Below are 19,637 nucleotides of genomic sequence, written 5' to 3'. Positions count from 1 at the left end.
GAAATAATGCAAGAAATTCAAAAGAATACAAAGAAAGAGCAATACAACCTCAACAAGTTGCAAAAGCGCCTGCGCCGTAACGTTGGCGAAGCGATTGCCGATTTTAATATGATTGAAGAAGGCGATCGCATTATGGTTTGCCTTTCTGGCGGCAAAGATAGCTATACGATGCTGGAAATTTTACGTAATTTGCAGCAAAGCGCCCCGATCAATTTTTCACTGGTCGCCGTCAACCTCGATCAAAAGCAGCCAGGTTTCCCGGAACATATCCTGCCAGCCTACCTTGAGCAACTAGGCGTGGAATATAAAATCGTCGAAGAAAACACCTACGGCATTGTGAAAGAGAAGATTCCGGAAGGAAAAACCACCTGCTCGCTGTGCTCGCGTTTGCGTCGGGGTATCCTGTATCGTACGGCGACTGAACTGGGCGCGACCAAAATCGCCCTGGGCCACCATCGCGACGATATTCTGCAAACCCTGTTTCTGAATATGTTCTATGGCGGAAAAATGAAAGGGATGCCGCCGAAGCTGATGAGCGATGACGGCAAACATATTGTGATCCGCCCGCTGGCTTACTGCCGCGAGAAAGATATTGTCCGTTTTGCTGAGGCCAAAGCCTTCCCTATCATTCCTTGTAATCTGTGCGGTTCGCAACCCAACCTGCAACGCCAGGTAATTGCCGATATGCTACGCGACTGGGATAAGCGCTATCCTGGACGGATCGAGACGATGTTTAGCGCCATGCAGAATGTCGTGCCATCTCACCTTTGTGACACTAACCTGTTCGATTTCAAAGGAATCACTCACGGTTCCGAGGTCGTCGACGGCGGCGATTTAGCGTTCGATCGTGAAGAGATTCCCTTGCAGCCCGCTGGCTGGCAGCCGGAAGAAGATGACACCTCCTTAGAGGCGTTGCGGCTTGATGTTATCGAAGTGAAATAATCTGCAGGCGTCTCAGCACTCCGCTGAGACGCCATACTATCGATCATTTTAATAGCCGTACCCGGCATGACTTGCCTTTGATCTTCCCGTTTTGCAACTGCTTCCAGGCTTTTTGCGCTACTGCTTGACGTACGGCGACGTAAACGTGCATGGGATGCACGTTAATTTTGCCGATATCCGCCCCGTCTAATCCAATATCGCCGGTCAGCGCGCCCAAAATATCTCCCGGACGCATTTTCGCTTTTTTGCCGCCGTCAATGCATAGGGTAGCCATCTCTGCGGCCAGAGGGAGTAACGGCTGCCGGGCGGGCGCATTCAGCCAGTTCAGTTTGAGTTGCAGCATTTCTGAAAGAATATTCGCCCGCTGCGCCTCTTCCGGCGCGCAGAAACTGATCGCCAGGCCGCTGCTTCCCGCGCGCGCCGTACGGCCAATACGATGGACATGCACCTCCGGGTCCCAGGCCAGTTCATAGTTAACCACCAGTTCGAGCGATTTAATGTCTAACCCTCGCGCGGCAACGTCGGTGGCAACCAGAATGCGCGCGCTGCCATTTGCAAAACGCACCAACGTCTGGTCGCGGTCGCGTTGTTCCAGATCGCCGTGGAGCGCCAACGCGCTTTGTCCTACCGCATTAAGCGCATCACAAACGGCCTGACAATCTTTTTTGGTATTGCAAAACACCACGCAGGACGCTGGCTGATGCTGGCTAAGCAACGTTTGTAGCAGCGAAATTTTTTCATGCGCAGACGTTTCGAAGAACTGTTGTTCGATAGCCGGTAGCGCATCTACCGTATCGATTTCAATACGTATTGGCTGCTGCTGTACACGACCGCTAATCGCCGCGATGGCCTCAGGCCAGGTTGCTGAAAACAACAACGTCTGGCGCGTCGCAGGCGCAAAGCGGATCACCTCATCAATGGCGTCACTGAATCCCATGTCCAGCATTCGGTCTGCTTCATCCATTACCAGAATATGCAGCGCATCCAGCGATACGGTTTCTTTTTGTAAATGATCCAGCAGGCGCCCCGGCGTCGCGACAATGATATGCGGAGCGTGCTGAAGCGAGTCGCGCTGTGCGCCAAAGGGTTGCCCGCCACACAAGGTCAGAATTTTGGTATTTGGCAGAAAACGGGCCAGGCGACGTAACTCCCCGGCTACCTGATCCGCCAGCTCCCGCGTCGGACACAGCACTAACGCCTGTGTCTGGAACAGAGTGACGTCAATTCGATGCAAGAGCCCAAGACCAAACGCCGCCGTTTTGCCGCTACCGGTCCTGGCCTGCACACGCACATCATTTCCCGCCAGAATGACGGGTAATGCTGCGGCCTGAACAGGCGTCATCTCAAGATAGCCCAGCTCAGTAAGGTTATTGAGCTGGGCGGCGGGCAAAACATTCAGGGTTGAAAAAGCGGTCACAATTTACTCTCGCGGTAACGACTCATAGTCAGCAGGCGCGTATCCTCGCAGATCCGGGCGTTTGATGCGACATTTTAATCGGTTCTTCGTCCGGCGGCGGGTCGGGCATCGGCTGAGGACGGGGAAGCGGCTCAGGAATGGGAACAGGGTCAGTGGGAATCGGGTCCGACAAGGACGAGTGTAGATATAATAAGGTCAAAAGACAGCTCATATTACCCTCCAGAATGTCATTCAGACTCTTAAAGGGTAGACGCAGATAGTCTACAGGCAAAAAAAAGCCGACTAATCTAAGTCGGCGTCGTACGAATCAATTGTGCTATGCAGTAATTCAAAAAAGGAAGTAAGACAATATGGAGCGCAACGCCCATCGCTTGACGTTGCATTCACCTGCGAGAGAGATATTGCCCCGAATAGGTAGATGGTTTATTGACTTCGCTCAAATTTCTCGGCGTTTTTTCACCCGAAATGGTCTGAAAAGCGCTTTTGTTACAACCATTTACTGCGATGCAACCATAAAGTAACACCACCGATCAGGACAACTAACAGAATACAAAACAGAGAAAAGCCGAACCGCCATCCGCCGCCAGGAATGCCGCCCAGGTTAACGCCAAATAACCCTGTTAAAAAGGTGCTGGGCAGAAAAACCATCGCCATAAGCGACATGGTATAAGTTCTGCGCGCCAGAGACTCCTGCATCACCTGGGCAATTTCATCCGCCATGATGCCAGTACGCGCGATACAAGCGTCAATTTCATCCAACCCCCTTCCCAGCCTGTCGGCGATATCCTGCATTCTGCGCCGGTGATCGTCGCTCATCCACGGCAGCCGTTCACTCGCAAGCCGGGCATAGACGTCGCGCTGCGGCGCCATATAACGGCGCATAACAATTAGCTGTTTACGTAGCAATGCGAGGAAACCGCGCGGTGGGATTTGCTGGTCGAGAAGATTATCTTCCAGATCGATAATTTTATCGTGTAGCTCTTCAATAAATTCACTGGCGTGATCGGTTAACGCATCGCACACATCCACTAACCAGCCGCCGCAATCTACGGGCCCGGTGCCCTCCTGCAAATCACTGACCACATCGTCCAGCGCCAGAACCTTTCGCTGACGGGTAGACACAATGAATCGCTCGTCCATATATAAACGCATTGCCACTAATTGATCCGGGCGTTCGTCAGTACTGCCATTAATACAGCGCAGCGTAATGAGCGTCCCTTCCCCCATACGACTTACGCGCGGGCGCGAGCTTTCACCAGCCAGCGCATCACGCACGTTATTGGGGAGTAAAGGCGTTGAAGCCAACCAGCGGGCGCTGTCCGGGTGGGTATAATTAAGATGTAGCCAACAGGGATGCTGACTATCGATCACATCATTATCTTCGAGCGGTTTTACTCCACCACGACCATCCAGTAGCCATGCGAAAACGGCATCCGGCACGTTCACATCCGATCCCTTAATGGCTTCCACAGCGCCTCCACGTTACAACTCTGATGCCGTTAGTCTAGCTTTCGGGAAAGGTTAAGCAATCTCTCATTTTCTCATTGCGCAAAAAGAATTACGGGAACCTGCGAAAAAAGCGCCTTAGCAACAGGCGCTTACCAAACATGTATTATCAGGCCTAGCCGCGCCTGGTGATGGTCGAAAGAGGTGATACATGAGAGCGCGACAGCGCATGTTCACTGTAACCCGGCTGGCTTAAACTAAATTTGTCGGTTTTAGTCTGTAACTCGATCACCTGCGCCTTTAAAACATCCGAAGAAGCAGATAGCGCTTCAACCATTAAGACATTGCTATGGGTTGCGCTTTCCAGATCGCTCAACGCCAGTGTTATCTGGTTAATGCCTTTTTCCTGCTCCCGCGTGGTGGTGGAAATTTCACTCATCAGCACGTTTAATTGCCCGGAACCGCCAACAATCTCCTGCATATTTTTTTCAGCCTCCTGCACTATGGCGGCCCCCTGCCGCACATTGTCATGCGTAACGTCGATCAGCGCCTTGATATTTTTTGCCGCCTCAGCGCTACGATGCGCCAGATTACGCACTTCCCCGGCCACCACGGAGAAACCTTTTCCATGATCGCCCGCCCGCGCAGCCTCTACCGCCGCGTTAAGCGCCAGAATATTAGTCTGGAATGCGATACCGTCAATCAATGAAATAATCTCCGTCATCTGCGAGGCACAGTCGGTAATAGAACGCATATTTTCTGTAACCCGCACCATTAATTCACCGCCTTTACGGGCGCATTGGGTTGCACAATCCGCCTGTATGCTCGCCATTCGGGTATTATCCGCATTGTTTTTGGTACTCGCCGCCATTTCATCCATACTGGCGGCAGTTTGGATTAACGAGGCCGACTGCTGTTCCGTCTTTACGGATAGCGACATACTGCGCGCCGCCAGTTGTTCGGAAAGGGTCATTGCCGTTTGCGAAGAGGATCTGATTTCACGTACCAGCGCGGAAATATTCTCCGACAGACTATTAATCCCGGGGATGAGTCGCCCGGCGCAATTATTGCCAAATTCGGAGATATGAATAGACAAGTTTCCTGCTGCGACCTCTTCAATACTTTTCTTCACGGTATTAATTGGCACTACCAGATAGCAGGTCATATACCACCAAAGCAGTAATGACGAGATCAGATAAATGATATTACACGTAATTAAAATAGGGAGATCGTGCAGAAAAGCTATTTGTAAAGTATCCACCAAAAGAAACGTACATACCATGAATAGAATAATGCATGTCCTGACGCTGATATTTCTCAACATTTTTGACGGCCTACAACCAGGATAGGAGACAGGTTTTATTTTTATAGCATTTCAGATATCTATTGCCATTTGTTTCTTTGACATTCTCCATATTCAATACCAGACCATCGCCATTTCCCTTAGTGCAACAGATAAAATCACCTATATTCGCTATGCCAGGATATTCATCCATCCATATTGACAAGCGATGTACTTATCACCATTTTCTGCTTAATAGTTAAGTCGAAAGCCAGTATATTTTAATAGACGCTTAAATAAGCGAATGACTGTTTCTCCGTGTTATTACCGCGGACAGCGTTATCGCCCGTTCTCTTGCAGAATCCTGAGCGTTTGGATGAGGCGTTATATCAGGCATAAAATCGGGTTCGCGCGAGCTTGCGCTGGCGGTCCTGTCCGCCAGCGGCAACGATTTACCGACTACGCTTCGCATGGCGCTCCCAGTTATCCTGTTTAGCCTGCACCGTTTTACGTAACGCGACATAACACGCCCCGCCGCCGCCATGATGCGGCAGCGCCGAACAATAAGCCTGTACATCCTCAAACTCTGTCAACCAGCGGGCCACATAGCTTCGGACGATATTGGCATGCGACTTCGCCTCTCGCCCTTTACCATGAATGATCAGGACATTACGCAACCCCTCTTTCTGCGCCTCCAGGATAAAACGAAACAGCATTTTTCGGCACGTTTCGACCGGCTGGCGTAACAAATTGAGGCTGGCCTGCTGAGGGTATTTCCCACTGCGTAACTTGTCGATGACACCCTGCTGCAATCCTTCCCGACGAAATTCCAGCGGTTCATTCAGCGGCAGAATATCCAGAAAGCCCGTCGTCAGGAAATTATCAAGCTGAAGCGTGTCGATACGCTGGGGCGTTTTAAGATTACGCGTTGGCTGCCAGTGTACATCAGTATGGCGTTTCAGCGGCTGGACATCCTCCATGGCGTCAAGAAACAGCGCTTTATCGTCAAGGTTCATGGTTCATCCTCCAGCGTTTTTGCGACTGCCGTTATCATAACCGTGCCCTGTTATACCGACAACGGTTTACAGTTATTTCCAATAACAGCGACAATGTAAGGCAATTAACCGCCTCGCCCGGCTCTCTTTTTCTCCGCCAACGATATTACTGTCGCTAAATGTGTTATCCCTGACTATCTTTTAAGGAGTATGGTTGCGGGTATTCCTGGCATGATATCTTGTCTCTTACGTTAGGCTAAGACGATGTGAGAGAACGGATGCTGAGATTACTTGAAGAGAAGATAGCCACGCCATTAGGTCCGTTATGGGTGGTTTGCGATGAGCAGTTTCGACTGCGGGCCATTGAGTGGGAACAGTACCGCGATCGTATGGAGCAACTGCTAAATATCCACTACCGTCACGAAGGCTATGAACGCGTTTCCGCGACTAACCCCGGTGGACTCAGCGATAAGCTTGCAGATTATTTTGCAGGCAATCTCGCCGTAATTGATACCCTGGAAACCGCCACGGGGGGCACACCTTTTCAACGGGAAGTATGGCAGGCGTTGCGCGCTATCCCCTGCGGGCAGGTGATGCACTATGGTCAACTGGCGGCGCAACTGGGACGACCGGGCGCCGCACGCGCAGTCGGTGCTGCGAATGGCGCGAACCCCATCAGTATTGTTGTTCCCTGCCATCGCGTCATCGGGCGTAACGGCACTCTGACCGGATACGCCGGTGGCGTGCAGCGAAAAGAGTGGCTATTACGCCATGAAGGCTATCTTTTATTATGAAAATACAGGCAAAAAGTGCCTTATCGGTCACACTTTTATGTAAAGCAACAACAAATAAATTACGTGTTTTCAAATAGATAAAAGTATTCATCAAACTTATACTTGAATTATTCCTTCTCCGGGATAGCTCAGACTTACGCGCTCACCAAAAAGATGTTAAAATTGACAAATATCAATTACGGCTTGAGCAGACCTATGATCCCGGAAAAGCGAATTATACGGCGCATTCAGTCTGGCGGTTGTGCTATCCATTGCCAGGATTGCAGTATCAGCCAGCTTTGCATCCCGTTCACACTTAACGAGCATGAGCTTGATCAGCTTGATAATATCATCGAGCGCAAAAAGCCCATTCAGAAAGGGCAAACTCTGTTTAAAGCAGGTGATGAATTGAAATCGCTCTATGCTATCCGCTCCGGAACGATTAAGAGCTACACCATTACCGAGCAAGGCGATGAGCAGATTACTGGATTCCATTTAGCAGGCGACCTGGTGGGTTTTGACGCCATTGGCAGCGGTCATCATCCGAGCTTTGCACAGGCGCTGGAAACCTCAATGGTATGTGAAATACCCTTTGAGACACTGGATGACCTGTCCGGCAAAATGCCTAACCTGCGTCAGCAAATGATGCGTCTGATGAGCGGTGAAATTAAAGGCGATCAGGATATGATCCTGTTGTTGTCGAAGAAAAACGCCGAAGAACGTCTGGCTGCGTTTATTTACAACCTGTCCCGCCGCTTTGCGCAGCGTGGTTTTTCACCGCGTGAATTCCGCCTGACGATGACCCGTGGCGATATCGGCAACTATCTGGGCTTAACGGTCGAAACCATTAGCCGTCTGCTGGGGCGTTTCCAGAAAAGCGGTATGCTGGCGGTGAAAGGTAAGTATATTACTATTGAAAACAGCGATGCGCTGGCGGCCCTCGCCGGTCATACCCGCAACGTCGCTTAAACGTCAGCTAAACCATTGATGTTATCTTCTGCCATATCGTTAAATTTTTCTCATTTATTGATCTGGCAGAAGCGCTTCCTCTGTTTCATTCACCATATTTGAGTTACTCTTTAGTTACAAACTGCGATGACAGTTGTAAGGAGACCCTGTATGGCTATGTATCAAAATATGCTGGTGGTCATCGATCCCAATCAGGACGACCAACCCGCATTACGGCGAGCAGTTTATTTGCATCAACGGATTGGCGGCAAAATTAAAGCTTTCCTGCCTATTTACGATTTCTCGTATGAGATGACCACCCTGCTTTCTCCTGACGAACGCACCGCAATGCGTCAGGGCGTAATAAGTCAACGCACAGCCTGGATACGTGAGCAGGCGAAATATTATCTTGAAGCCGGTGTCCCCATTGAAATTAAAGTGGTCTGGCACAATCGTCCCTTTGAGGCCATCATCCAGGAGGTTATCGCCGGCAGTCACGATCTGGTGTTGAAAATGGCGCATCAGCACGATCGACTGGAAGCGGTCATTTTTACCCCTACCGACTGGCATTTACTGCGTAAATGCCCAAGCCCCGTGTGGATGGTCAAAGATCAGCCGTGGCCAGAGGGCGGCAAAGCCCTGGTCGCCGTGAACCTGGCAAGCGAAGAGCCTTATCACAATGCTCTCAACGAAAAGCTGGTAAAAGAGACCTTACAATTGGCGGAGCAGGTTAATCATACCGAAGTACACCTGGTCGGCGCCTACCCCGTTACGCCAATCAATATCGCCATTGAGCTGCCGGAATTTGATCCCAGCGTGTATAACGACGCCATCAGAGGCCAGCATTTACTGGCGATGAAAGCGCTGCGCCAGAAATTCAGCATCGATGAAAAAGTTACGCATGTAGAAAAAGGCTTGCCTGAAGAAGTTATCCCGGATCTTGCTGAACATCTCCAGGCGGGGATCGTTGTGCTTGGCACCGTTGGGCGTACCGGACTCTCGGCCGCGTTTCTGGGGAACACGGCCGAACAGGTCATTGACCATCTGCGCTGCGACCTGTTAGTCATTAAGCCTGATGAGTATCAAACACCGGTGGAACTGGACGACGAGGACGATTAATCTCTCTTCCGTCCTGCCGGATGGCGCTGCCATCCGGCCAATACCTCATTCCTGTTACTCATCTCCGCCGAGGAAATAGATCCCCAAAGGAATCGCCAGCAGAACAGTGAACACCAGACTGTAAACGAAAATCATTGCCGACTGAATGGCATACATAGAGCTTGTCCACTCGGACAGTGGAATATGATACTGCTCAATCACACCGCCGATAGTCGCGCGCGTTACCACCGATGCCGCAACGATAAACACTGCCAGCAGGCATAACAGAAATTTTTTCCCCTTCGCCGATTTCAGCTTCATCATGATCATAGTATTGTCCTTTACAGATGACTTTGTTACCTGATAGCAACAATACCATGACAATCACGCGATGTCTGCTCTATAAAGCGTGACATTGTATTTACATAAAAAGTAAACCGCTGAGATTAAAGCTGATAGCACTATTTCTTCTTTTTACTTATCGATGATCTACGCGTTTATCCTGGGTAAAATACCTGTTAATCAGGTCATTCTGAGCTGTTATCGTAGGAAGGAGCGGAAAACAATAATGTTCACTGAATTTTTTCTCAAAAACGCATTTAATCTGGCGATACTTTTCAGTTGCGGCATGGCGTTGCTGGTCGTGAGATTTTGGCTCAGCCGTAACGTACAGTGGAAGAAAGGATTCACGTTCCATGCGGCACAGTTTTTTATTTACGCGATTATTATTGGGACCATCGGGAGCATCCTGAATAATGCTATTGAAGATTATAATTTGCGTTTTATCTCTTCCGGGGTCATTGATTTTATCTGCACCTCGCTCATTGCGCTTATTCTGACGATAAAACTTTTCCTGATTATTAACCAATTTGAAAAAGCACAGGTCAATAAAGGTAGAGATGTGACCAGTACCCGTATTCTGGCACGGGTCATAAAAATAACAATTATTGTCGCGATTGTCTTACTGTATGGCGAACATTTTGGCATGAGTCTGTCCGGTCTGCTGACCTTTGGCGGTATCGGCGGTATCGCTGTTGGTATGGCGGGCAAAGATGTCCTGAGCAATTTTTTCTCCGGTATTATGCTCTATTTCGATCGCCCCTTCAGTATCGGAGACTGGATTCGTTCTCCTGACAGAAATATCGAAGGTACGGTCGCCGAAATCGGCTGGCGAATTACACGAATTAACACATTCGACCACCGCCCGTTGTACGTGCCTAATTCCGTCTTTTCATCCATTAGCGTTGAGAATCCGGGACGGATGACCAACCGTCGAATAAAAACGGTTATTGGATTACGTTACGAAGATGCCGACAAAATTGGCCTCATTGTTGACGCTATCAGAAACATGCTGCAGGCGCACAGAGATATCGATCAGAAACAGACGCTGTTGGTCTATTTTAATGAATTCGCCGACTCTTCGCTGAATATTATGGTGTATTGCTTTACCAAAACAACAGTATGGCAGGAATGGCTTGCCGTACAGCAGGATGTTTACCTGAAAATTATTGCGATTGTCCAGGAAAACGGCGCTGACTTCGCCTTCCCAAGCCAGACGCTCTATATCGATGACCCGGAGGCCGCGCCTGCGACAAAATAAAAGATAGCCAGTGCCCGATAACGCTTATCGGGCACCGAGGCTTCCCTGTCCGGATGACGGGTTGTTAGCGCCTTACGGTGATCAACGGCTCTTTTCATTCACCGTCATGGTAAATTCAAGCACCTCATTAGTGTCGTTAACGTAGGCATGAGGCATGTCGGTTCTGGCTACAGCGGAGCAGCCCTCCCGAATAATAAAGCGTCTACCATTGACTGTTAATGTCAGTGTTCCCTGATTAACAAACAGTAATTCACAGGTGTCTGCCGGATGCCCTGCCGATTCAAACTGTTCACCAGGATGCATTATCCATTGCCAGAGTTCCAGCATATCCGGCCCGCTGGTTCCCGCCATCAGTTTTGCGCTGCCGCCTTTCTCGCCGCGCCACAACACCGGAATAGCATCCCGGTCGATAAGATGGACCATCGGCTCGCTGGCGACGTTGACAACATCCGCCACGGACACTCCCATTGCCGCCGCGATCTTACATAACAGCGCAATGCTTGGATTGGCTTTACAGCCTTCAATTTCCACCAGCATTCCTTTACTGACGCCGGAACGCCGCGCAAGCTCATCCAGCGACATCTTTTTTTGGCTACGAAATTGTTTGATACGTTGGGAAACAGCTTCATTTATCGTGCTGACGTCAGCGCCCGCCGTGGTCGATAAGTTGACTTTTTTGGTCATTGGTCGATATCATAGAATAAAATAGTCATTACAGGATTATGCGATGTCTTCTATGTTACCGTCAATCAGCCCGGAACTGGCCCGTATCGCTCCCGGCTTTCGTGCATTAAGTATTAATGTTATTGCCGCTCCGATTCGCGATGCGCAGGTCGGAGAAATCGCGCTAAAAGAGGCCTGTCAGGCCGTAATTAACGGCCAACCGACGTGGGCACAGGCGCATATAGACGCCTGGAATGCGGTGTTTAAAGCATTCGGCGCAAAACCAAAGCGCACCCCCTGCTCGGCTGAAGCGCTACGAAAACGCGTGTTGAAGGATGGAACAATGGCGGCGCTGGACCCGGTCGTTGATCTTTATAACGCCGTGAGCCTGCGCTATGCCGTACCGGTAGGCGGCGAAAATAGCGCGGCTTATTGTGGATCGCCGCGGCTGGTTTTCGCAGACGGTAGTGAAACATTTGATACTCTGAAAGAAGGACAACCCGCCACCGAGTCGCCAGAACCGGGCGAAGTTATCTGGCGCGATGACAGAGGCGTCACCTGTCGGCGCTGGAACTGGCGTCAGGGAGTACGTACCCGACTAAGCGCGTCAGATAAAGCGATGTGGTTTATCCTTGAAAGCTTGCCGGAAATGCCGGTTGATGAATTGTACGCGGCAGGAAACATGCTGACTGACGGCCTTGAAAAAATGATGCCAGGTTTACGTTTTGAATCCACGTTGATAGGTGTTTGATTGATATTGCGTAACAGGAGAAATACCATGTCGCTGTTTCTGACAAGTTTTATTTTCGAAAAAAAAGAGTACGACGAAGAGTTTTATCAACTGGATGGCTGGATTGAGCGCTATACGCAGTCTATTGATGGCTATATTGGGATGGAAAGCTATACCGATGCCGCCAGCGGAAGAATGGTTAATAATTATTACTGGCAGACCCGCGAATCAATGGAGCTATTGATAAATAATTTACAGCACCAGCAGGCCAAATCACAAAGTCATAAGTGGCTTTCCGGTTACCAGACGATTATTGCAGAAATTCAGGGGTGCCATAACGTTAACCTGCCCCATCCGCTGGCATCATTTTCAGTTCCTTATGGCGTTATACAATAGTATATATATTAAATGTGGGGGCACACAGGAGAATGCCTGCGCCCCTGCATTGCCGGTTATTCGGTTCTCTGTGCAGGGACGGTGCTGATATAAGTGATTAGTAAACAGGAAGATGAGTGATATCTCGTGGTACAATAACACGCGTAACCACATTATTTTCATCGCACTCTATCAACGCTCTGGCAAAAATACTGAGCTCATTAATTTTCAGCCCGGAATTATCCAAAAACTGGCGGCAAGCGTAGTCAGAAACAAAGGTTATGCCGGGATGAATATCATGTTCCCGAATAAAACGGGCCTGAGCAAATGGCGTATCCATACTCAGCACATATACCGCCCGGTTTGAGTGGCTACCCGCTGATTTAAGGCGGTCACTATAGTCTTTTACCTGCCATTCACAAACCGGCGTATCCAGTGACGGGACGACAATAATCCGCTTTTTTATCCCCGGGATACAGTAACCCGGTAATAAATTATGGCTCACCAGCCCCTTTGTGCAGGGTAATGGTTCGCCTTCAGCCAGTATACCGGGTTTGAGGGTCAGCTGCGTTTTGCCAAAGGTCACAGCGTGTTCCTGACCCAATGAGATATAATCCTGTGTTGTTGCTGGTGTCATAAAAACTTCTCCTTTTAACGTTTGTATTATTTTAGCCATAATAATTATTTAGCAATCTACTAAAGAACCAAGTGAACATCCATAATAAGAGCAGTGAAATAAAAGCCAACCCATTATTCATTGCTGTTTTTACTCTACTTTTTTATTGTCCCGGAGATAGTAAATTTATCTTTAATCAATTCCCCAAAATATTTATATGTCAATTTCAACTCTCCATTTGAACCTCCATTATAAGTTACCGTCTGAAGATACTCTCCGGGATTACCCCCGGCTTTGATATCGCATCGACTATTCCAATTTCCTATTGGAAAATGCCCACACTGGAGATTGAGATTAGATATGGGGTTATTATTTATATCTTTAACAATAAGTTTCACAACAGCACTCTCTCCTGGCATCAGTAAAGATTTATCTGCACTAATGACAGATAAATCTTTACTCAATTTAACTATACGTTTTGTTTCAATAGAATGGAGTTCAGAAACCATCGGCACAGGCGTATATCCTGGTGCTGAGACCATATCTGTTTCGTTATAATGCTCAATTCTTATCTTCGAACCTACATTATCCTCGCTGATAACAATTTCATATTTACACGGTTTTTCACGTAAAAGCTCATGCTGTGAGTCATCTTTCTCAACGCGATAATACGTACATACTGTGGTAGCCGTTTCATTAGCTTGATATTTTTCAGTATCAAGATCACTGGCTCTCCCAACCATTCTTGCTTTTAAAAGCATGCCTGGTATAGGTATATATGATTCAAAATATCCATAATACCCATTCAATTCCAACCCATAATCACTCAACGGCGAACCAGGCCTGTGCCCAACGCTCGGCGCCGTAGGAGGAGAAAACATCCCGACGGTTGCCGCGGACGTTGTCGACGAATCCGCCAAGACGCTTATCGGCACAGCCGCCAGAAGCAGGCTATAGATAATAAGATTATGTTTCGACATACGCACTGTTGATCCTTTTTAAAACATTAATTCGCATCAGAGGTTGCGGTATTACCCTTAGCATTTTCCTTATCAGAAATAATTCTGACCCGGATATATTTATTCTGAAGCGATTCCCCATTAAGACTATAAGGAAGAAGCCAGGTGGCTTTTGTCGCCCCCGGTACGGATTGCCAGGATTTCATTTCATCCGAGATTTCCCACTGATAATTAAACGCATCAGTACAGTCCGTGTTATTTACACAAAGCGTTCTGGCTCGCATTTCTGTTCCGACGACTGGCGCAGTAACGCTTCCGTTGGCTTCTTCAGTACCCGGCGTAAAAAGCACCTCCACAGAAGTGACCTTCTGCGCAATGCTGTCTGACTGCGCTTGCAGCAGTACGGTCCCCTTCACCGGATGTTTATCGTCTGGTCCGCTTGCTTCAATATGTAATTTGAGCGGGCGAGCATCATCGCCGATATGGGTCACCAGAACCCGTTCAACCCAATGGCCGTCACGCTCTGTGCCACCGAGCGCTTTAAATGCCAGACCCGGCGTATCTGATTGATACTTAATATTACGTGGTTTGAGCGACGCCCACTCCTCTTCAGAGCGCTCGCGCACGTAGTGCCACTCAATAACCTTCCCCTCTTCGCCGGCAGGAAGCGGCGTACTGATAACAAAGTTGCCGTCCTCAACCTGAACATCGTCATTGATAACATTTATCCATGAACGGAAACTGGTCTCATCCTGTGTCACCCTTACCGGGATACGCTCGGAGGTCACACGAGTACCCCGGCTGTCAGTCACCGTTAAATAAAGGCTATACTCCTGACCGTCGGTCGCCGTCAGCGGAAGTTGTGGAAGGATAAGGCCGCTGCCCAGACTCCCCTGAAGCTGGAGTCCGGCGAGAAGCTCCGCATCACCCGACCACTCAACTTTCTCAATCGGGTAACGGCTATCTACCGTCGCCATTAATGTCACCAGCGTCCCGGACAGGCCTGACACCGGCATTGCCGTAATGCGGATTTTACTGGCCTGCTCCCGATACGCCATGACGATATCGTAATTACGATCGACAAAGGCACGTCGATTAGTCGTATTCGACGGCGCCCCAACGTTGCGGTAATCAAGCTGTTCATGTAACGGCGTACCGAAGGAATAGTTGACTCTCAGACCGCCCTCCGCCTGCGATCCGCCATTACCGGCGTCCCGATATCCTGCTCTGACCTCAAGTAAGGGGACAGGATTCCAGACCAGAGCCGCACCTGCGGCGCGGGGATTCCGGCTTAATGTACCGTTACCCAATAGATCAACTTTATCCCCGTAATACTGTTCATATGTCAGCTCGCCACTGAACCAGGGAAAATCGGGAAGCGTGCCTTTTGTTCGCAGATCAAAGCCATATGCCGGACGCTCATCATGTAACTCATGCGCTGCTGACGTTTTCCAGCCGGTGAGAGGGAAATAATAGTTGCCGGAAAAGGCCAGACTGTCTTTATAGACTTCCCCGCCAATGCCGCCACGTAAGTGGGAATAACGGATGTCGGCATCCAGAAACGTATTGACGCCGAGCAGCCATCCATTGACCTCCTGGCGGTAACCCATACCAACGTTAACATAGGTGCGGCCATCGAAACTGCTGCTGTCGTGGTCGCGAAAGCCAAGCTGGCCAAAGAGTAAAGACGATGTTGTTTCCTCGACGGGAATAAACATATCGAACTCTGATGAGCGATATTTCGCGCCATCTTCAAGATTGACGCCACCACGGAAAATAATCTCCGGAAAAGCGCTCTTCATCCCCTCGTTCACCAGATGATTAGCGGCTTGCCCTGGTAATGCCTTTATTTTTCCTTTGGCATAATCCTCCAGCGTCCCCTCCTGCAGATGCGGAGAAATAGACGATGCCGTCCCCGCAATCCACGACTGAATTTCATTATCGCTATCAGCAATGACCGGCAGTGGAATCTGACTGGTAACAATGGCCCAGGTTATATATTTAGTAATGGGTTTTTTAGAAAAAACCACTTTATTGTCTCCTGCTATATCCCCCTGCCTGGCAGAGGGAGTATTTAAATAAGATGTTTATTTGGCGATAACCATCAGCGACGGATAGCGCGTTTATTCTCCGGCGTGGCTTTCGTCGTTTTAGGCGTAACGTGGACACGGAACAGTTTATTCTGCTCAGTTCCCTTAATAATATATTTATGCTTTTCAGCGTTGGTATTATTCAGATCGGTGAACTTATCTGGTGTCCCGGCATCCGCCATCTGCCAGGTAAAGTTATAATTACTGACCTCGCACTCAGCCGCCGCTGTGGCGGCACATTCCAGTACCGCTTCAAGGGTGCCGCCTACCACTGGAGTGTTGGCGTCATTGGTACCGTTGAGTTCATCAGTCGGTTTACCACTTTCATTCACCACATTGATAGTGACAGAACGTAGCTTATTAGAAATTGTACCGTCTGCGGCGGAGTCGCCGCTCACCCCAGAAGATGCAGAAGTTAATAAGACAGTGGCAGGCAAGAATGCACTATCCGGCGTCCCCGTTGCCGTCTTAATCCGGTAAACGATTTTAATTTTTTTACCGCCTGCATCAGCAGGAATGGTAAAAGCCGTCCCGGTTGCCGCCGGGGTTCCAGAAGGATCGGCGGCCTCATTATCCACCAGATACCATTTAATATCGTCGGCATTATTCATTTTATCCAGCGATAAGGGATCCCCATCCTCATCCTCAATAAAAACATCCGCTATCTGGAGGGTTGAACCGGTCGTCAGTTCCCCAGACACTTCTATCTTTTTTGCATTAGTAGTTGCCACAGGACGGTGACCAACAGAAGCAGGCGTAGCAGAAGAAGCCATATCATTGGCTCTGATATTCGCCACCGCCTCTACTGAGACCACGGATGCACAAATCGCTAAAGCTAATAAAGATTTTTTGAAGTACAAAACAATTCATCCCTTTTATTAAATCATTAGAAATAATTATGAGATTTATAATCTCACGGGCTAAAAATTCAGGATTATTCAATCATTTTAACCGCCTGTGAAATTATGCCCTTCGCCATGCTAATTACTTAGCTTTACTGGCAAAAGCCGATCTCCAAGTGTAAAGTTTATTCAGAAACGTCAAGCAATTTAAATCTTTCTTGTTTTGCCAGAAAAGCTAACAACCCCCCACTGGTTTAATAACACAGTATGTCAAACACCTTAAATGTTTATATTTTCGGCTTCAACAAAGAGGAATGATGATGAAAAGAGCCATAATAGTCTCAGTATTAGAGCAAATAGAAAAAAATCTTGAAGAAAGGATTGATATTGAAAAGTTGGTTGTTATAACAGGTTATTCGCGAAGGAGTTTGCAGGATTTTTTTAAAGAAAAGTGTGGCGTCTCTATCGGAAAATATATCAGACAACGCAAGTTGAGCAGAAGCGCCACTCTGCTAAAGCTGACCTCTCAGTCGGTCACAGATATCGCGTTCAGAATGGGGTTTGATTCAGTGCAGTCCTATAGTCGAGAGTTCAAAAAAACATTTGGCGTCAATCCCAATAACTATCGCAAGGCTGATTTCTGGGATCTCAGAAACCTACGGCCTCCCTACTGGCTTGACTGTGATGAGCATTATCAGTTCGAAATTTGTCAGCTTACGTCAAAAGAAATTTTCGGATTTCAAACATCTCATCAGATCGCAACAAATGACCTTCCTAAAAAAGCGTCGCCTATAAAATGGAAAATCATTCATGAGACGCTCAGAACGTGGGGCGAAAATGTGTATTGTCTCTCGTCTTTTAAGCCGGATAATACCAAAGACCAGGTCATCGCCGTAAGCAGTTTTTTTGGTATGGAACATAATTCCGTCGATGGAGGCAAAATCCCCATGTCGAGGGTAATAAAATGTGGTAAATATGCAAAATTCCATTTCGTTGGTCATAAGGAACAATATCAACAATTTTCCAATACAATATATATGTGTATATTGCCAAAACTGAATCTTATCAGGAGAGAAGGAGAAGATATTGAATACTTCCATTTGGCATCCGTCCAAAAGCAACAGAATAATGAATCCATTGTCGATCTTTATTATTACATCCCTGTACTGTAATGACTTCGTACCATCCACGCATTTCATCTGAAAAGTCTTCTCTTTTCAGAACGGTAATAAAACTCTCAGTATTGATTCTGGTAAAATAAGTGACTATTAATATAGTTAACGTTTTGAAAGAATTGAAAAAAATAAATTGCGTGCACGCGACACCGGAGACAGATTACTGACAGTACTGTACGGTGTAGTGATCAGGTAATATTGGCTACAGTTTACGGTAAAAGCAAAGTCCATACTTTAACTATTAATGGGAGTATGCTGGCCGGGCGGCTTGCGGGGCCTTCATGCTCCCACATTTACAATGTTGGCATGATTACATTCTCTCTATATTTTACTGTGCTAACCTTTTATCTCGTTGAGATAACGTTTAATTAAAATGCTCTCTTTTTGATGTACATTATAAGAGGAGACATTATTCATATTTTCGAAATCAGGGCAGACGATATGTATACAACCATCAGAAACACAACGCTAGCAATGGTAGCGTGTTTTTCGTATATAGCACATGCCAGTACCCACCCTCCTCTTATTATCACCAGGGGAGCCGGAGGAGACGCCTCCGGAGCCACAGTCATTCATGATAATTGGCGGCATGGCACTCCTGACCTGGTCAATCTTACCGATATCCCCATAGATAAAATCAGACCAGAAAAATACCGTTGCGTACTAATTATTGGGCAAGGAGCTATAAAAGAGATGCTTCTTGCGAACAATGCCTCAGCAATACTTTCCGGAAAAACGGTTGGTCTTTATACTCATCTGATCGATCAGAACACGCTCAGATTACTTCGGCAATTGCAGAACAAAGTGAGATTCAATCTCTTTTTTACCCGCTCGCAGATAACTCTACTAAAACTAAGGAACATTTCAGAATATAATTTTTTGAGTTCTAAAGTAAATAATGTCTGGGGACAAGACTCACTAGCAATTGAAACAGTGGCACCTGACAGGGGTAATATACCGGAAAAAGCGCTTCCCCTCAAAACAACGGATTATGTGATCTGGCTGGGTGGAAACTATACTACCTCTTCTGGTACGCAGCGTATCTTCACAAACGATCAGATTGTTGTAGCCCTGAAACCACTACATAATGTTATTTCATCAAATGCATCGATTGCTATTATGCTTTCACCACGTTTTTTCGATAATAGCATGAGTAAAGAAGCAAAAGTTAAACGACTGAAGGCAGTGCTTAACACCTTTTCGCGAAACAGGGTCACATTTTATATGAGTAAGGAGATGCTTGCTAATCTGAAAGAATTTGATTTGCCTGTTCAACTATCCCCCTCTTACGCAGAGCTGATGCGAATGCCCTGGGCCAGCGCTACCCAGCATTTTGCCTCTGTGGATCAATATAACCTGTTTGCTGATCTCATACCTAAAGTCACGCCGTTTCTTCTTGAACCGAATGATGCCGATCAAGCTCTCTATGCGACGGATTATCTTAATACCCGGCGTGTAAGTCTGACCCAAAATATTCTTAACCACGGTTGTGACTAAATAAAACGCGCAGAATCCGGGATAGTTAGCAATCCAAAACAGACCGTTAGCCATGAGTACTGTTTATCTTCACTATACAGGGAACAACCAAATAACTGACAACACAAATCAAGCCGATACCCGGAATTCGGCTATACAGGCGCTCTATTCAATTCAGGCCCAGAAACCGTCCGGTACCCATACTGGACA

General features: G+C 47.8%; 19 protein-coding genes. 9 read left to right on the top strand and 10 right to left on the bottom strand.

Going from position 1 to position 19,637, the window contains the following annotated elements:
• The first annotated feature begins 6 nt into the window (after window positions 1-6).
• Window positions 7-942: a tRNA 2-thiocytidine(32) synthetase TtcA gene (gene ttcA / locus EOS98_RS11055; RefSeq protein WP_001156218.1), complete on the top strand. Its 936-nt coding sequence runs from the start codon at window positions 7-9 to the stop codon at window positions 940-942.
• 43 nt (window positions 943-985) lie between these two features.
• On the opposite strand, the gene dbpA is transcribed toward ttcA, so the two are convergent.
• From dbpA to smrA, 4 genes are all read right to left on the bottom strand, one after another.
• Entirely contained in the window at window positions 986-2,359 is a 1,374-nt protein-coding gene (dbpA, locus tag EOS98_RS11050) for an ATP-dependent RNA helicase DbpA (protein ID WP_000123685.1), read from the bottom strand.
• A 486-nt stretch (window positions 2,360-2,845) separates the two neighbouring features.
• Complete coding sequence (gene zntB / locus EOS98_RS11040) at window positions 2,846-3,829, bottom strand: zinc transporter ZntB (RefSeq protein WP_000387373.1); 984 nt, start codon at window positions 3,827-3,829, stop codon at window positions 2,846-2,848.
• Between the two features lie 151 nt (window positions 3,830-3,980).
• The gene (locus tag EOS98_RS11035) at window positions 3,981-5,129 is read right to left on the bottom strand and encodes a methyl-accepting chemotaxis protein (protein ID WP_126524049.1); all 1,149 of its coding nucleotides are present in this window, start codon (window positions 5,127-5,129) and stop codon (window positions 3,981-3,983) included.
• 410 nt (window positions 5,130-5,539) lie between these two features.
• The gene (smrA, locus tag EOS98_RS11025) at window positions 5,540-6,103 is read right to left on the bottom strand and encodes a DNA endonuclease SmrA (RefSeq protein WP_001046799.1); all 564 of its coding nucleotides are present in this window, start codon (window positions 6,101-6,103) and stop codon (window positions 5,540-5,542) included.
• Between the two features lie 257 nt (window positions 6,104-6,360).
• Here smrA and ogt point away from each other — a divergent pair, with 257 nt between their 5' ends.
• The 3 genes from ogt (at window position 6,361) to uspE (ending at window position 8,922) form a co-directional block, all read left to right on the top strand.
• The gene (gene ogt, locus EOS98_RS11020; protein WP_000945036.1) at window positions 6,361-6,876 is read left to right on the top strand and encodes a methylated-DNA--[protein]-cysteine S-methyltransferase; all 516 of its coding nucleotides are present in this window, start codon (window positions 6,361-6,363) and stop codon (window positions 6,874-6,876) included.
• Between the two features lie 195 nt (window positions 6,877-7,071).
• Complete coding sequence (gene fnr / locus EOS98_RS11015; protein ID WP_000611914.1) at window positions 7,072-7,824, top strand: fumarate/nitrate reduction transcriptional regulator Fnr; 753 nt, start codon at window positions 7,072-7,074, stop codon at window positions 7,822-7,824.
• Between the two features lie 150 nt (window positions 7,825-7,974).
• Window positions 7,975-8,922: a universal stress protein UspE gene (uspE, locus tag EOS98_RS11010; RefSeq protein ID WP_001262138.1), complete on the top strand. Its 948-nt coding sequence runs from the start codon at window positions 7,975-7,977 to the stop codon at window positions 8,920-8,922.
• A gap of 54 nt (window positions 8,923-8,976) precedes the next feature.
• Here the strand turns inward: uspE and EOS98_RS11005 are convergent, their stop codons facing one another.
• Window positions 8,977-9,231: a DUF2534 family protein gene (locus EOS98_RS11005; RefSeq protein ID WP_058115829.1), complete on the bottom strand. Its 255-nt coding sequence runs from the start codon at window positions 9,229-9,231 to the stop codon at window positions 8,977-8,979.
• Window positions 9,232-9,469: 238 nt separating this feature from the next.
• Between EOS98_RS11005 and EOS98_RS11000 the strand changes: the two genes are divergently transcribed.
• Window positions 9,470-10,501, top strand: coding sequence for a mechanosensitive ion channel family protein (locus EOS98_RS11000; protein ID WP_000493665.1), 1,032 nt, complete (start codon window positions 9,470-9,472; stop codon window positions 10,499-10,501).
• A gap of 81 nt (window positions 10,502-10,582) precedes the next feature.
• Here EOS98_RS11000 and EOS98_RS10995 read toward each other — a convergent pair whose 3' ends face one another.
• Window positions 10,583-11,185: a helix-turn-helix domain-containing protein gene (locus EOS98_RS10995; protein WP_000163372.1), complete on the bottom strand. Its 603-nt coding sequence runs from the start codon at window positions 11,183-11,185 to the stop codon at window positions 10,583-10,585.
• Window positions 11,186-11,228: 43 nt separating this feature from the next.
• Between EOS98_RS10995 and EOS98_RS10990 the strand changes: the two genes are divergently transcribed.
• Window positions 11,229-11,915, top strand: a complete 687-nt coding sequence (locus EOS98_RS10990; protein WP_017441303.1) for a B3/4 domain-containing protein — start codon at window positions 11,229-11,231, stop codon at window positions 11,913-11,915.
• A gap of 27 nt (window positions 11,916-11,942) precedes the next feature.
• Entirely contained in the window at window positions 11,943-12,290 is a 348-nt protein-coding gene (locus EOS98_RS10985) for an antibiotic biosynthesis monooxygenase family protein (protein WP_023202499.1), read from the top strand.
• A 97-nt stretch (window positions 12,291-12,387) separates the two neighbouring features.
• On the opposite strand, the gene EOS98_RS10980 is transcribed toward EOS98_RS10985, so the two are convergent.
• From EOS98_RS10980 to zirU, 4 genes are all read right to left on the bottom strand, one after another.
• On the bottom strand, window positions 12,388-12,945 hold the full coding sequence (locus EOS98_RS10980; protein ID WP_001062621.1) for a redoxin family protein: 558 nt from the start codon (window positions 12,943-12,945) through the stop codon (window positions 12,388-12,390).
• 95 nt (window positions 12,946-13,040) lie between these two features.
• Window positions 13,041-13,865, bottom strand: coding sequence for a ZirS family two-partner secretion-like system exoprotein (locus EOS98_RS10975; protein WP_126524048.1), 825 nt, complete (start codon window positions 13,863-13,865; stop codon window positions 13,041-13,043).
• Between the two features lie 26 nt (window positions 13,866-13,891).
• Window positions 13,892-15,874: a two-partner secretion translocator ZirT gene (gene zirT / locus EOS98_RS10970; protein WP_126524047.1), complete on the bottom strand. Its 1,983-nt coding sequence runs from the start codon at window positions 15,872-15,874 to the stop codon at window positions 13,892-13,894.
• 74 nt (window positions 15,875-15,948) lie between these two features.
• Entirely contained in the window at window positions 15,949-16,794 is an 846-nt protein-coding gene (gene zirU, locus EOS98_RS10965) for a two-partner-like secretion system exoprotein ZirU (protein WP_023238241.1), read from the bottom strand.
• 296 nt (window positions 16,795-17,090) lie between these two features.
• Between zirU and EOS98_RS10960 the strand changes: the two genes are divergently transcribed.
• The gene (locus EOS98_RS10960; RefSeq protein ID WP_077248414.1) at window positions 17,091-17,948 is read left to right on the top strand and encodes a GyrI-like domain-containing protein; all 858 of its coding nucleotides are present in this window, start codon (window positions 17,091-17,093) and stop codon (window positions 17,946-17,948) included.
• A 390-nt stretch (window positions 17,949-18,338) separates the two neighbouring features.
• Window positions 18,339-19,448 carry a hypothetical protein gene (locus EOS98_RS10955; protein WP_024797904.1) on the top strand — a complete coding sequence of 370 codons (1,110 nt, stop codon included), beginning with the start codon at window positions 18,339-18,341 and terminating at the stop codon, window positions 19,446-19,448.
• The last annotated feature ends 189 nt before the right edge of the window (window positions 19,449-19,637 follow it).

Source organism: Salmonella sp. SSDFZ69 (assembly GCF_004010755.1).
GTDB lineage: Bacteria > Pseudomonadota > Gammaproteobacteria > Enterobacterales > Enterobacteriaceae > Salmonella > Salmonella enterica.
The sequence above is the reverse complement of the archived record's forward strand: the minus strand, read 5'-3'. Positions and strand labels throughout refer to the sequence as shown.